Raw genomic sequence first — 13,506 nt, 5'->3', positions numbered from 1 at the left:
GGCCTGGGGTTTACCGGTAGGCCTTCACGAACGGCGTGCTGGTGGGCACGATCTGCTTGCCCAGCGGCATCAGGGAGACAGGAATGAGCTTCAGGTTGGCGATGGCCAGCGGGATGCCGATGATGGTCACTGCCATGGCGAAGGCCGTGACCACGTGGCCGATGGCGATCCAGATGCCCGCAACCAGCAGCCAGATGACGTTGCCCAACATCGGGAAGATGCCCGCGCCGCCCCGGCTTGTCCACCACGGTTCGGCCGAAAGGCCACAGTGTGTAGGCGGCAATCCGGAAGGAGGCGATGCCCCACGGGATGGTGATGATCAGCAGGCAGCAGACCACGCCGGCCACGAAGTATCCCAGGGCCAGCCAGAGGCCGCCGAAAACCAGCCAGATGATGTTGAGCAGCGTCTTCATTCATCCATTGTCCCCCGGCAGGTGCCACGCCATGGTGGGGGAAGCCCCTGACCGGACCCTGAAATCACCGGCCCCTGGAATCACCGGCCCCGGAAGCGTCTCGGGTCCGGCGTCAGACCGTGGCGTCCGACTTCGCGGCGTGCACGAAGGCGCGGATCTTGGCCAGGTCCTTCACCCCGCGGGATGCCTCCACGCCGGAGGACACGTCAACGCCCCACGCCTGGGCGGACGCAGCTGCCTGGCCCACGTTCTCCGGGTCAAGTCCGCCGGCCAGCAGCCACTTGCGTCCCTGCAGCTCGGGCACCTCGGCCATCGCGGCGTAGTCCCAGGTTTCGCCGGAGCCCGGCACGGCGGCATCGATCAGGAGCAGGTCCTCGCCCCAGTCTTCAATCTCGTGCCGCGTGGCATCCATGGTGACGGCCCTGATGACCTTCATGCCGGCGTCGTGCACCGTGGCAATGTCCTCCCGGGTGCGGGCGCCGTGCAACTGGACCCATTCCAGCCCGGCGGCGCGGGCGATGGCGACGGCGTCGGCGACCGGCTCATGCCGGAACACGCCGATGGGGGTGACCCGGCCCGGGACCTCCGCCAGGAGCGAGGACACCTGGTGGGGCGAGACAACCCGCGGACTGGCGGTAAGCACGAAACCCACGGCGTCCGCTCCGGAATCAACCGCTTCGCGGACCGATTCCGGGGTACTGAGACCACACACTTTGACGAACATTCCCGGCTCCTTCAGGCTGTTTTCGTGATGACCCCCCGGAGGAGAGTAGCAGGGAAGGCTGTGACGCGCGACGGCGGGAGGCACAGCCGGGGAACTAGGCTGGGCTGATGCAGATCATCCGCTTCGCAGACCTTAAGGCCGAACCGTGGCGCAACGGCGGCGGCGTGACGCGCCAGCTGGCCAGCAGGCACTCGGCGGCCGGCGGGAGGACGGCCAGGGCGGAGCCTGGGACTGGCGCGTGAGCATCGCCGACGTCACCAGGGCCGGCGACTTCTCACCCTTCCCGGGGATGGAGCGGCTACTAACCGTGATCGAGGGGGACCTGCTGCTGCTGACCGTTGGAGGCGCCGAGCATCCGGTGGAAAAGTACCGGCCCTTCCGGTTCGACGGCGGGGCGGCCACCGCGGGTGCCCTGCCCACCGGCGATATCCGGAACCTCAACGTCATCACGCGGGCCGGGGCGTACAAGGCGTACACGTCCATCATCGAGCTCTCCAAAAAGCGGTCCAAGCCCCTGTGGGACGGGCAGCTGGGCGTCCTGCTCCAGGGCCAGGCCACGGTGGCCGACGCATCCGACGAACCGGTGGCGCTGGACCGGTACGACGCCGTGATGGGCTCGGACAGCAGCACTCCGGAGATCCTGGGCCGGGGGTTCCTGGCCGTGGTGTCCATCGACCCGGTCGAAGACTGATCCGGGCTGATCTTGGGTTGATCCGCGCTGCTGGATAGGCCAGCCTCGCCTTGGGAAGACGAGCCTTTCCACACTGGTTACCGGTGGCCGCCGTCCCTAGACTCAGGCTATGACCAGAACAACGTTCAACGCGCTCCTGTCCACCCAGATCGCCAATGAGTTCACCGCATCGCAGCAGTACATTGCCGTGGCCACCTGGTTCGCCAACCAGGACCTTCCGCAGCTGGCCAAGTACTTCTACCGCCAGTCGGTGGAGGAACGGAACCACGCCATGATGATGGTGCAGTACATGCTGGACCGCGACATCCCCTTCACCATCCCGGGTGTCCCGGCCGTCCGCAACGACTTCTCCAAAGTCACCGAGCCGCTGGCCCTTGCCCTGAACCAGGAAAAGGAAGTCACCCGCAACATCGAGGACCTGTTCCGGGCTGCCCGCAGCGAGAACGACGCCCTGGGCGAGCAGTTCATGCTGTGGTTCCTCAAAGAGCAGGTGGAGGAGGTGGCGTCCATGACCACGCTGCTGAACATCGCGGAGCGGGCGGACAACCTCTTCGATATCGAGAACTTCATTGCCCGCGAGACCATCGGCGACGGCGGCCGCGACACCGCTGCCCCCGAAGCCGCAGGCGGCGCGCTCTAACCCCCCATCCCAACTAGGTACCGGCACGCGGCTGGTGAGGTTGGCCACCAACGTGGCCAGCCGCCGTCGTGCGTTGCTACGCTGGAAACCAAGGCTCCGCACCCGAGCCTCCGGACGACGGTTCAGTACCCGGCACGCGACAAGACTGGCCAAAGGATCTGTCATGTCGTGGCTAATTCTCCTTCTCTCCGGGGCCCTTGAAGCCGTCTGGGCCGCAGCCCTGCACCGCGCGTTCCAGGCAACAGGCCGCCGCCGGATCGCACCGTCCCTCCTGTTCGTGGTCTCCGTCGCGGCCAGCACCGCCGGCCTGGCCATTGCCATGCAGACCATCCCCACCGGCACCGCCTACGCCGTCTGGGTGGGGGTCGGCGTGGTCCTGACGTCGGCGTACGCCATCGCCACCAAGGTGGAACGCCCGACGGCGGCGCGCCTGCTCCTGCTGTCCGGCATCGCCGCGTGCGTGGTTGGCCTGAAGGTGGTGGCGTGATGCTGAAGCGTTCCGTTCCTTGGCTGGTGCTCCTGGCCTCTGCAGTCCTCGAAGCTGTCTGGGCAACCGCCCTGGGCCTCTCCGACGGGTTCACGAGGCCCCTGCCCACCCTGGTATTCATCGTCACCGCCGCCCTGAGCATGCTGGGCCTGGGCATGGCGATCCGCAGCATCCCGCTGGGCACCGCCTACGCCATCTGGGTGGGTATTGGTGCCGCACTGACTGTGGGCTGGGCGATGGCGACCGGCGTGGAACCCTTCAGCGCGCCCAAGGTGCTGTTCATCGCCGGCATCGTGGCCTGTGCCGCCGGTTTGAAGCTGCTCCCGGCCCGGAAGCAGGCGCCCGCCGCCGAGCAGGCCCCGGAACCTGCCGGGCCCGCCCGCCGCTGATGCAGGCCGGGGCGGTCTAGAGGCCCGGGCAGTCTAGGCTTTTGCCATGGACTCCCCCGAGATCAGCCAGGCTATGGATGCCCTGCGGCGCCGCCTGTTCCCGGCGCGCGCACCATCCTGGGCATCACCGGCGCGCCGGGCTCGGGCAAATCCACATTTGCCGAGTGGATCCAGCAGCAGTTCGGCCCGGCGACGGCGGTGGTGGTTCCCATGGACGGCTTCCACCTGGGCAACGCCATTATCGACGGGACGCCGCTGCGGCAGCGGAAGGGCGCCATCGACACGTTCGACGCGGGCGGGTACCTTTCGCTGCTCCGGCGCCTGGCGCGCCGGGACGAGCCGGTGGTGTACGCCCCGGAATTCCGGCGCACCCTGGACGAACCGGTAGCCGCTTCCATCGCCGTCCCCGCCGAGATACCCTGGTTATCACGGAGGGGAACTACCTGCTAGCCGAGCAGGAGCCGTGGAAGGAGGTCCGGGCACAGCTGGATGAGGTCTGGTTCGTGGACACCCCGCAGGAACTGCGGCTTCGCCGCCTGGCGGCTCGGCATGCCTCATTCGGAATGGACCAGGCCGCCGCGGAGGCGTGGGCGGCGGGACCGGACGAAAACAACGCCCGGCTGGTCCAGGCCACCCGGCCTGCCGCGGACCGCATCATCCCCTGGAGCTGAAATGCTCCCACCCAGCAAGGAGGCCACGAATGGCACCAGCAGTACAACTCGGCGACGGACTGTCCGTCAGTCCCCTTGGCTTCGGCGGCATGGCCCTGACCCCCGTCTACGGTGAGGTGGACCCTGCGGATGCGCTGCGGACCCTGCACCATGCCGTGGACGCCGGTGTCAGCTTCATCGACACCGCCGACGTCTACGGCGGGGGCAGCAACGAGGAATTAATTGGCCGCCTGCTCCGGGAGCGGCGCGGCGAGGTCCAACTGGCCACCAAGTTCGGGCTGGTGGGGAGTCCTGCCGGCGGTTATACGGACGTCCGGAACGATGCCGCCTACATCCGCGAGGCCGTGGACCGGAGCCTGCGGCGGCTGGGCACCGACGTCATCGACCTCTACTACATGCACCGCCGTAACCTCCACGTTCCGATTGTGGAAACCGTGGAGGCCATGGCGGAGCTTGTGCAGCAGGGAAAGGTCCGGCACCTGGGCCTGTCTGAAGTGACAGCGCAGGAATTGGAGGAAGCCTCTGCTGTCCACCCCATTGCGGCGGTCCAGAGTGAATGGTCCATCTGGAGCCGCGACGTGGAACGCAACGTTGTTCCTGCCGCCGCCGCCCTGGGGGTGGGGTTCGTGCCGTACTCGCCGCTGGGCCGGGGATTCCTCACCGGCACGGTGGACGCCGCGAGCCTGGGGAGAACGATTTCCGCCGCAACATCCCCCGGTTTGCCCCGGACGCCGCAGCGGCGAACCAGGCAGTGGTGGCCGCCGTCCGGGCGGTGGCCGATGAGCTGGGTGCAACGCCGGCGCAGGTTGCCCTGGCCTGGCTGCTGGCGCAGGGCAGGCGGCTGGGCCTTCCCGTGGTCCCCATCCCGGGCACCCGCAAGCGGGACCGGATCGACGAGAACCTGGGCGCCCTCGCCTTGGACCTCAGCCCCGCCCAACTGGACGCGCTGGGCCAGGCCTCGGACGCCGTCGTCGGCTCCCGCTCAGCCGATCCCACCTGGGTGTCCCAGGGCCGGGAGTAGCCCATCCCGCGGGCTGCGGTCCCTAGACTGAAGCCCATGGACTCACTTCTTCACGACCTGCCGGCCCTGACCATCCGCCGCGTCTCCGTCAGCGACATGGACAACAACGTGTACCTGCTGACCGCCAAGGCCAGCGGTGAACAGGTGCTGATCGACGCGGCCGACGATGCGCCCGCCATCCGGCAGCTGCTGGCGGACGGGGCTTCGGACACCTCCGCCGCGCCCAGCCTTGCGCTGATCGCCACCACCCACCAGCACTGGGACCATGTGCGGGCGCTCAAGGAACTGGTTGAGGCGACCGGCGCGCCCACCGCCGCAGGGGCTGACGACGCCGAGGCGCTGCCCGTTCCGGTGGACCGCCGCCTTGGGCACGGCGACAGGGTTGGCGTGGACGGGTTCGAGCTCACGGCTGTCCATCTTCGCGGACACACGCCGGGCTCGATCGCCTTTGTGTACCAGGACCCGGAAGGCCCGGTCCACATCTTCTCCGGCGACTCGCTTTTTCCCGGCGGCGTGGGCAACACGCAGAAGGATCCCGAGCGGTTCAACCAGCTGCTGTCCGACGTGACGGAGCGGCTGTTCGGCACCTACCCGGATGCCGCCGTCGTGCATCCCGGCCACGGAAAGCCGACGACGCTCGGCGCCGAGCGGCCACACCTGGAGGAGTGGCGCGCCCGGGGCTGGTGAAGGGTTTCCACAGGCTCAACCACCGGTGGTTGAGCCTGTCGAAACCTACTTACTGCTAGCGGCCGCGGCGTTCGTTCGACGCCGGAGCCGAAGCACGGCGGGGACCGCTGCGGGCGGGACGGCCTGAACCGCCGCCGTTGCCGGCGTAGGAGCCGCCGGACGTTCCGCCGGTGTTCGAGGACCAGACAGCCTTGCTGCCGCCCGCGTTGGACGCACCCGCGCCGGAGCGCTGTCCGCCTGAGCGGCCGGCACCTGCAGCCGCGCGCTGGCCGGTGGCCGGACGTCCGGAGCGCTGCCCGCCGGAAGCGGGGCGTCCCGTGCCGCCGCGGGGGGCGTCGCTGCGGGTGATGCGTGAGTCCGTGCGGCCTTCGGCGCTGCGTCCGTCGGAACCCCGGCCGGCTGCTGCGCGGCCGCCTGCGGCGGGAACGTCGTTGCGGTGCGTGCTGCCGGTGGTGCCGCGGCCGCGGGCGTTACGCCGTGCAGCCGCAGCGGCAATGGCGCGGTCCTCGTTCTGCTCGCGGACGAAGTCGGCAGCGGCGCGTGCCTCGGTGCGGCCTTCGAAGGTGGCGGCGCGGCGCTCGGCGCGGGGAACGTCGGTGCGGGCGGGCTCGGCCGAGACCTTGCCGCGGCCGCCACGTCCGCCGCGGCCTCCCGCGGTGGGGGCTGCCTGGCGGCGGGCGCGCTTGCGTTCGGCGTTGGCTCCGGTGGAGGTGCCGCCGCCCTGCTTCTGGGCCTTGGCTGCCAGCAGTGCGGCGCGGGTGCGGGGATCAACCTTGTCCGCCATCTCGCCCACCAGCTCGGCGACGATGGGCGAGCTGGCCGTGACGCGTTCGAAGCTCACGTCCACGCCTGCGGCCTTCATCAGCTTCTTGACATCGGTCTGCTGTTCCGGGAGGGTCAGCGTGACCACGGTGCCGTCGGAACCGGCTCGGGCGGTACGGCCCGAGCGGTGCAGGTAGGCCTTGTGTTCGGTGGGCGGATCAACGTGGATCACCAGTTCGACGTCGTCCACGTGCACGCCGCGGGCAGCGACGTCGGTGGCCACCAGCACGCGCACCTCGCCGGAGGAGAACTCGGCCAGGTTGCGGTCACGGGCGTTCTGCGACAGGTTGCCGTGCAGGTCCACGGCGGGGATCCCGGCGTCGGTCAGGGTCTTGGCGAGCTTGCGGGCGTGGTGCTTGGTCCGCATGAAGAGGACCCGGCGGCCGGCACCGGACGCGAGCTCCACGATCAGCTGCTTCTTGACGGTCTGGTCGTTCACCACCAGGACGTGGTGCTCCATGGTGGTCACCGCTGCCTGCGGATCGTCCACGGAGTGGGTCAGCGGGTTGGACAGGTAGCGCTGGACGATCTTGTCCACGCCGTTGTCCAGGGTGGCGGAGAAGAGCAGGCGCTGGCCCTGGCTGGGGGTCATGTCCATCAGCTTCTTGACCACGGGCAGGAAGCCGAGGTCGGCCATGTGGTCGGCCTCGTCCAGGACGGTGATCTCCACGGCTTCGAGCGTGAGGATGCGCTGGCGGATCAGGTCCTCCAGGCGGCCGGGGCAGGCGATGACGATATCGACGCCGGCGCGCAGCGCCTTCTCCTGGCGGGCCTGGGAGATGCCGCCGTAGATCACCGTGGTGTTCAGGCCTGCGGCCTTGGCCAGCGGTTCGATGGTGGCGTTGATCTGGGTCGCCAGTTCACGCGTGGGCGCCAGGACCAGGCCCATGGGGCGGCCGGGCTTGCGGAAGTACGGCGCTTCGCGTTCGGCCAGGCGGGCCACCAGCGGAATGGCGAAGGCGATGGTCTTGCCGGAGCCGGTGCGGCCGCGGCCCAGGACGTCGCGTCCGGCCAGCGTGTCAGGCAGGGTCTTCACCTGGATGGGGAACGGGGATTCGATTCCCTGCGCGGCAAGGGTATCGGCAAGGGCTTTGGGCGTGCCGAGGGCAGCAAAAGTAGTCAAAGTCAAAGGTCTTTCAGGCGGTATCCGTACGGATATCGGCCCCCGGCGCCGGTTGGCCCAGGGGTTTCGCCGAAGAAAATTCAGGTGGTCACACCAGCCTGCTGCCGCTTATGCAAAGCGACGGCCGGGACCAAATGGAACGCGTTCATCGACGCAGGATGTGCCTCTCACATGAAAAAAAGCCCAGTCCCTAAATGGAGGGAACCCGGGCATCACTGCACATCAAGTTTCACCAGTCTAGCATCCCGCGCGGGTTAGCCCTGCCCCGCCGGCCCGGGGGGCGTTGCCTCAGCAGGCGGGGCAGGGCAGTGTTGAGGCATGAGCGAACAGGCTGCACAGCACCACGACAGGCATCACGGCGATCCCTTCCCGGGCGGCGGTCCCGGCGGCATCGGCAGCGGGATCCGCGGCGATGACGCCGCCTCGGTCTGGGACGAGCGCTACCGCACCAAGCCGCAGATGTGGAGCGGCAAACCCAACCCCCAGCTGGTGCGGGAAGCCGGCGGACTGAAGCCGGGCAAGGCGCTGGACCTGGGCTGCGGCGAGGGTGCAGACGCCATCTGGCTCGCGCAGCAGGGGTGGACGGTGACCGCCGTCGACGTGTCCGCCGTCGCACTGGAACGCGCGCAGTCGCATGAAAAGGCTGCGCTGGCAAGGGAAAGCGTCCACGCGGCCGACGGTGCCATTGCCAGCCGTATCACCTGGCAGCAGGCCGACCTGGAACAGTGGCAGCCGGAGGGGGCCTTCGACCTGGTGACCTCGCAGTTCCTGCACTCCCAGGAACTCGCCTGGCAGGGGCCGTTGCGGACGGCGGCGGCTGCGGTGAAACCGGGCGGGACGCTGCTGGTGGTGGGGCACCATCCGGACCGGCTTCCACCGTGGGGTGCCAGCCACCACAACCACCGGGACATGTTCTACACCGGGGATGAACTGGTCAGGGAACTGGGGCTGGACGGTCCCGGGTGGCAGCTTGAGGTCCTCACCAGCCGGGAACGCCCGGTGACCGGGCCGGACGGCGAGCACGCCACCATCGCGGACGTCGTCCTGCGGGCCACCCGTCTGACCTGACCCTACGGCCGCCTGGTGGTGACCCGCGGCGCCACCAGTGCCGCGGCTGCGGCGATCACGGCGGCAAGGGCGAAGACTCCGGAGAAGGAGGCCGCCGGCGTCGTAAATGCCGCGAAGACGATGCCCGTCGTGGCCAGCGCCAATGCCCCGCCGAGCGAGTCTGCGATGGACATGGCGGAGCTGTTGAAACCCTCGTTGTCCTTGGTGGACAGGGCCAGGGTCATGACACTCAGCCGCGGATAAAGCAGGCCCATCCCGCCGCCAGCAAAGATCCAGCCACCGATAACGACGGCGGCAGGCCAGGACAGCGCGGAGGTGGCCAGGGCGAGCAGCACCGCCGTCAGGACCATCAGCGCCCCGATCGTCACCGCGGCGCGGTGCGGAAGCCGGGTTCCCAGCCGGCCCTGCACTGCCGATGCCCCTGCCCAGGCAAGCGCGCCGCAGGTCAGGGTGAGGCCGGCAAAGGTGGGCGAAAATTCGTACTGCTCGATCAGCAGGTACGGCAGGTAGACCTCGGCGCCGAAGAACCCGGCCGAGGCGAGTCCGCGGGCCAGGATGACGCTGGGCAGCCCGCGCCGGGACAGGAGCGTGCCGCGGGGAACCAGCGGGCGGACGGCCAGCAGGGCCAGGACGACGGCGGCAACGGCCAGGAGCGCCGTGGCTGCGGGAAGGCCCGGGATACGAACCTCCGCGGACAGGTTCAGCGCCAGCACGGCCACCGCGGCGAGCGCCGCCCACGCGAGCCGGCCCACCGCCCAGGGACCTTTGGGGCTTTTGCCGACTGCGGCGCCATTCCCCGCAGGACGGGCGCGATCATCAGCAGCGCCGGAATGACCAGGCCCACCACGCCGAGGAACACCCAGTGCCAGCTGAAGACCTGCGCCACGATCCCGGCGGCAAACGGGCCCACGAGGGACGGGATCACCCAGGCCGCGGAGAACGCCGCGAAGATCTTCGGATGCAGCACACCGGGATAGATGCGGGCCACCAGCACATACAGGGCAACGGTGAGGGCGCCTCCGCCCAGGCCCTGGACCAGCCTGCCGGAAACGAGCATCGGCATGCTGGCGGACGTCCCCGCGATCAGCAGGCCCAGGACGAACAGCCCCACGGAGGAGTACAGGGGTGCGGTGGGGCCGCGCCTGTCGGACCAGTTGCCGGCCGCCACCATGCCGATGACACCCGTGGCCAGCGGGCCCGCGAACGCCAGGGCGTAGAGCCCGGCGCCGTCCAGCTCGCGGCTGACGAGGGGCATGATGGTGGTCACCGCGAGGGATTCGAACGCGGCGAGGAACACCAGGGCACACGTGCCGATAGTGACCCAGAGGTAGGGCCGCTGCAGGATCCCGGCGCCGGGATGTGTGGCTGGAAGGGTGGGATCGGGCACGGTCACGGCCTAGCCAACGAACCTGTCGCGGCCGGCGCGGTAGCCGAAGACCGCCGCCAGCAGCCCGACCCCCAGGAACAGGAATCCGGCCGCCGCGAAAGACCCGGTGGCCTGGTGCAGCTGCCCCACCATCAGCGTCCCGGTGGAGCCCAGGCCGTATCCCACGCCCTGCATCATCCCGGACAAGTGCGCGGCGGTGTGCCCGTCCCGGGTCCGCAGCATGATCATCGTCAGCGCCACGGCCGTGAGGCTGCCCTGCCCCAGCCCCAGCAGGCCCGCCCATACCCACACCAGGTCCAGCGGCCCGAAGATGCAGAGGGCGAATCCGGCGCCGGTCATCAGGGCAACCGCCGTATTGACGGCCCGCTGGTCCCGGAACCTCGCGGCCAGCGCCGGCGCGAACAGTGAGCCGAGCATCTGCAGGACGATGCTGGCGGACACCATCAGGCCCGCGGTCCCGCCGTCCACCCCGCGCTCTCGGAGGATAGGCGCCAGCCAGGCGAACACGCTGAAGGACATCATGGCCTGCAGCACCATGAAGAGCGTCACCTGCCACGCCACTGCGGACCGCCACACGTTGACGCCGTCCCTGACGGCCGTGTGCCGGACCGGCCGCTGCCGGACGGCCACCGGGAGGAACAGCAGCAGCACGACGGCGGCGGGCAGCGCCCAGAACCACAGGGCCATTGTCCACTCCCCCGTCGCTGTGTAGACCGGGTAGGTAAAGCCCGCCCCCAGCGCGGCGGATGCGCAGATGGCAGTGGTGTACAGCCCGCCCATGAGGCCCAGCCGGTGCGGGAAGTCGCGTTTCACCAGGCCCGGAAGCAGGACGTTGCAGAGGGCTATCGCGGCGCCGCAGGCCGCGGTGCCGGCGAGGAGGGCGGGCAGATGGCCTGCGGCCGGAAGTTCCACCGGGCGCAGCAGGAGCCCCGCCGTCAGGACGGCCATGGCACCCAGCAGGACGCGTTCCGCGCCAAACCTCCGCGCCAGGACCGGGGCAAGCGGAGCGAACACCCCAAGAAGCGTCACTGGAACGGTTGTCAGGACCACCACCGCCCATCCGGGCAGGACGGCCTGCGAGGAAGCCTCGGGCAGCACCGCGGAAAAGCTGGAAAACACGGTCCGCAGGTTGAGCCCGATGAGCACCAGGCACAGGCCGAGGTAGGCAAGCTGGCGCCGGCTTCCTACCCGGGTGGGCTGCGGCGCGGGCAACTCATCGATCTCGGCGTCCACCAGGGTGCCGGGCTCGGCCCGGGCATGCAGCGCCTTCCCGGCAGGGCTTCCCGGCCGCTGCTTCCTTGCCTCGGCGTTCGTCGCTTCCGTCACCCGCCCATTGTTGCAGGCGCCCACCGCGGGCAGGAGTTGTCCACATACGGCATCCGCGCCCTTTTGGCAGCCAGGCAGCCTCCCTAGGTTTGAAGGGCACCTGCCGGGCCAGTCACTCACAACCAGGGAGAACCATGGACACGCCACCACAGTCCGGGCACATCAACACCGGGACGGGGAACGTCGGGGCGGCGAACATCGCCCCGCCCATCCAGGCCGTTCCGGCACCGGCAAGCAGCGACCATAACAGCAAAGCCGTTGCCGGCCTTGTGCTGGCGGTCGTTGCCCCCGCGAGCCTCCTGCTCACGGCCCCGTTCGCCCGTTTTGCCATGCTCCTGACCTTCCCTTACAGCGGCCCTTCACAGAATCCGTGGCTGGCTTCCCTGGTGTTCTGGAGCCTGCCCCTGATCTTCGGCACCATCTCTGCCTCGCTGGGCGGCTACGCCCTTCGCAAGTCCGGGCTTCGGACCAAGGGGTCCGGACTGGCGCTGGCGGCCTTGTGCATCAACGGCGTGATCTTCATCGTGGGGCTGATCATGACCCTGCGGTTCGTGTCCATGATGCGTTGACGCCCCGTGCCGCGGCTGTCCCCATCGGCCGCGGCTGTCCCCGCCGGCCGGGGCGGGACCCTCCGGCGGTTCCCGCCCCGGTATCCTTGAAGGGATGAGTGAATCCCCGGAAAACCCCCAGCAGCCGCATGTCCCGAGGCCGGTCACGCCCGGAACACAGGCCTCCTTCGGCACCTACGGCGGCCGGCCGGTCAGCTTCGTCCGCCGCGGCACCCGCCTGCAGGGCCGCCGCCAGGCCGCCTGGGAAGAACATGCGGACCGGTGGGCAGTGGACGTCCCCCGGCACGTCGCGAACACTTCCGTCCACCCGGACTACACGTTCGACGCCGAGGCGGAGTTCGGCCGCAAGGCGCCCCTGATCGTGGAAATCGGCTCCGGCCTGGGTGACGCCATCTGCCATGCCGCGGAGCAGAACCCGGACACTGACTTCCTTGCCGTGGAGGTCTACACCCCCGGCCTGGCCAACACCATCATCAAGATCAACAGCCGCGGGCTCACCAACGTCCGCGTCGTGGAAGCCAACGCTCCCGAGGTCCTCGCCACCATGCTGCCGGCCGGGTCCGTGGACGAACTGTGGGTCTTCTTCCCCGACCCATGGCACAAGTCCCGGCACCACAAGCGCCGCCTGATCCAGCCCGAATTCGCCGCGCTGGCAGCCCGCGCCCTGAAGCCCGGCGGGCTCTGGCGGATCGCCACCGACTGGTCCAACTACGCCATCCACGTCCGCGACGTCCTGGCGGATTCCCAGGACTTCGAAAACCTGCACACCGGCGAGCGCCGGGGACCCGAAAGCCCGCTCACGCAGGTCTGGCAGTCCGGCGTCGAAACCGTCGTGGGAGGCGCCCCCGTCCGTGAAGGCCGCGCACCGGTAAGCACGGAACACACCGGCCCCAACGAAGGCATCGACGAAACCGGCGGCTGGGCTCCCCGGTTCGAAGGCAGGATCCGCACCAGTTTCGAGGCCAAGGCCCACGAGGCCGGGCGGCTGATCTTCGATCTCTGCTACCGCCGCCGATAGCGGAGACGCCCAACAGCACAACCGGGTCAGCCGACGCTGATGCCGGCCACGATCTCCTTCAGCATGCCGAGCCGGGGTTCCACTTCGGGGCTGGCGTACGGCCAGAGCACCACGATGCCGATGAACCGTTCGTTTTCCCAGACACCCACGGTGGCAGCCACCTTGCCTGAGCCGGCGTCGCCGTAGCCCGCCACCACGGCGTAGGCGGCCTTGCCGGGCAGGTCCAGTTCGCCCTCGGCCAGCAGGGTCCCGCCGCGCTCCTCAAGGTAGAAGCCGGCCATGAGATGCGCCCATCCAGTGGCCTGCGGGGCATCCCGGACGGAGGTCTCGTCCTTGATAACGGTCACCAGGACACCGCCCGGCAGGCCGTACTGCTCACTGCCTGGTCCGGCAGTGGAGGACTCCAGGACCTGGGTGTGCTCGGGAAAGTCTGCCGTGAATCCCAGCGGGGATTCGATGTGGACGGACAT

Annotated in this window: 13 protein-coding genes, 4 pseudogenes and 1 riboswitch; of the genes and pseudogenes, 11 read left to right on the top strand and 6 right to left on the bottom strand. The window is 69.3% G+C overall.

The genetic code is table 11. The features are described 5' to 3' along the window. Positions 1 to 10: 10 nt before the first annotated feature. Both ACPEE0_RS00905 and ACPEE0_RS00900 read right to left on the bottom strand, forming a co-directional pair. Positions 11 to 413, bottom strand: a pseudogene (locus tag ACPEE0_RS00905) (YccF domain-containing protein). 112 nt (positions 414 to 525) lie between these two features. After that, positions 526 to 1,137 carry a phosphoribosylanthranilate isomerase gene (locus ACPEE0_RS00900; protein ID WP_407710154.1) on the bottom strand — a complete coding sequence of 204 codons (612 nt, stop codon included), beginning with the start codon at positions 1,135 to 1,137 and terminating at the stop codon, positions 526 to 528. Between the two features lie 107 nt (positions 1,138 to 1,244). Here ACPEE0_RS00900 and ACPEE0_RS00895 point away from each other — a divergent pair. From ACPEE0_RS00895 to ACPEE0_RS00860, 8 genes and pseudogenes are all read left to right on the top strand, one after another. Continuing rightward, positions 1,245 to 1,828: pseudogene (locus ACPEE0_RS00895) on the top strand (HutD family protein). Between the two features lie 109 nt (positions 1,829 to 1,937). After that, positions 1,938 to 2,468 (top strand): ferritin, encoded by a 531-nt coding sequence (locus ACPEE0_RS00890; RefSeq protein ID WP_009359586.1) that lies wholly within the window; start codon positions 1,938 to 1,940, stop codon positions 2,466 to 2,468. 88 nt (positions 2,469 to 2,556) lie between these two features. After that, positions 2,557 to 2,622, top strand: a riboswitch (guanidine-III (ykkC-III) riboswitch). A 9-nt stretch (positions 2,623 to 2,631) separates the two neighbouring features. After that, the gene (locus ACPEE0_RS00885) at positions 2,632 to 2,955 is read left to right on the top strand and encodes a DMT family transporter (protein ID WP_009359585.1); all 324 of its coding nucleotides are present in this window, start codon (positions 2,632 to 2,634) and stop codon (positions 2,953 to 2,955) included. Then, positions 2,955 to 3,344 (top strand): DMT family transporter, encoded by a 390-nt coding sequence (locus tag ACPEE0_RS00880; protein WP_407710471.1) that lies wholly within the window; start codon positions 2,955 to 2,957, stop codon positions 3,342 to 3,344. The genes ACPEE0_RS00885 and ACPEE0_RS00880 overlap by 1 nt, the downstream gene beginning before the upstream one ends. Before the next feature lie 210 nt (positions 3,345 to 3,554). After that, the gene (locus ACPEE0_RS00875; protein ID WP_424573767.1) at positions 3,555 to 3,794 is read left to right on the top strand and encodes a hypothetical protein; all 240 of its coding nucleotides are present in this window, start codon (positions 3,555 to 3,557) and stop codon (positions 3,792 to 3,794) included. Between the two features lie 53 nt (positions 3,795 to 3,847). Beyond that, positions 3,848 to 4,015: a hypothetical protein gene (locus tag ACPEE0_RS00870; protein WP_424573766.1), complete on the top strand. Its 168-nt coding sequence runs from the start codon at positions 3,848 to 3,850 to the stop codon at positions 4,013 to 4,015. A 29-nt stretch (positions 4,016 to 4,044) separates the two neighbouring features. Beyond that, positions 4,045 to 5,036: pseudogene (locus ACPEE0_RS00865) on the top strand (aldo/keto reductase). 36 nt (positions 5,037 to 5,072) lie between these two features. Further along, complete coding sequence (locus tag ACPEE0_RS00860) at positions 5,073 to 5,723, top strand: MBL fold metallo-hydrolase (protein WP_407710158.1); 651 nt, start codon at positions 5,073 to 5,075, stop codon at positions 5,721 to 5,723. A gap of 55 nt (positions 5,724 to 5,778) precedes the next feature. Here the strand turns inward: ACPEE0_RS00860 and ACPEE0_RS00855 are convergent, their stop codons facing one another. Then, complete coding sequence (locus ACPEE0_RS00855; protein WP_133347728.1) at positions 5,779 to 7,668, bottom strand: DEAD/DEAH box helicase; 1,890 nt, start codon at positions 7,666 to 7,668, stop codon at positions 5,779 to 5,781. Between the two features lie 318 nt (positions 7,669 to 7,986). Between ACPEE0_RS00855 and ACPEE0_RS00850 the strand changes: the two genes are divergently transcribed. Then, positions 7,987 to 8,736 (top strand): class I SAM-dependent methyltransferase, encoded by a 750-nt coding sequence (locus ACPEE0_RS00850; protein WP_407710159.1) that lies wholly within the window; start codon positions 7,987 to 7,989, stop codon positions 8,734 to 8,736. A 2-nt stretch (positions 8,737 to 8,738) separates the two neighbouring features. Here the strand turns inward: ACPEE0_RS00850 and ACPEE0_RS00845 are convergent. Continuing rightward, positions 8,739 to 10,123: pseudogene (locus tag ACPEE0_RS00845) on the bottom strand (MFS transporter). Between the two features lie 9 nt (positions 10,124 to 10,132). After that, on the bottom strand, positions 10,133 to 11,449 hold the full coding sequence (locus ACPEE0_RS00840) for an MFS transporter (RefSeq protein ID WP_407710161.1): 1,317 nt from the start codon (positions 11,447 to 11,449) through the stop codon (positions 10,133 to 10,135). Between the two features lie 134 nt (positions 11,450 to 11,583). Here ACPEE0_RS00840 and ACPEE0_RS00835 point away from each other — a divergent pair, with 134 nt between their 5' ends. After that, on the top strand, positions 11,584 to 12,018 hold the full coding sequence (locus ACPEE0_RS00835) for a hypothetical protein (protein WP_424573765.1): 435 nt from the start codon (positions 11,584 to 11,586) through the stop codon (positions 12,016 to 12,018). A 94-nt stretch (positions 12,019 to 12,112) separates the two neighbouring features. Further along, positions 12,113 to 13,036 (top strand): tRNA (guanosine(46)-N7)-methyltransferase TrmB, encoded by a 924-nt coding sequence (gene trmB, locus ACPEE0_RS00830; RefSeq protein ID WP_009359575.1) that lies wholly within the window; start codon positions 12,113 to 12,115, stop codon positions 13,034 to 13,036. A gap of 26 nt (positions 13,037 to 13,062) precedes the next feature. On the opposite strand, the gene ACPEE0_RS00825 is transcribed toward trmB, so the two are convergent. Beyond that, on the bottom strand, positions 13,063 to 13,506 hold the full coding sequence (locus ACPEE0_RS00825; protein ID WP_407710163.1) for a hypothetical protein: 444 nt from the start codon (positions 13,504 to 13,506) through the stop codon (positions 13,063 to 13,065).

Source organism: Arthrobacter sp. SD76 (genome assembly GCF_049726125.1).
GTDB lineage: Bacteria > Actinomycetota > Actinomycetes > Actinomycetales > Micrococcaceae > Arthrobacter > Arthrobacter nitrophenolicus.
The sequence above is the reverse complement of the archived record's forward strand: the minus strand, read 5'-3'. Positions and strand labels throughout refer to the sequence as shown.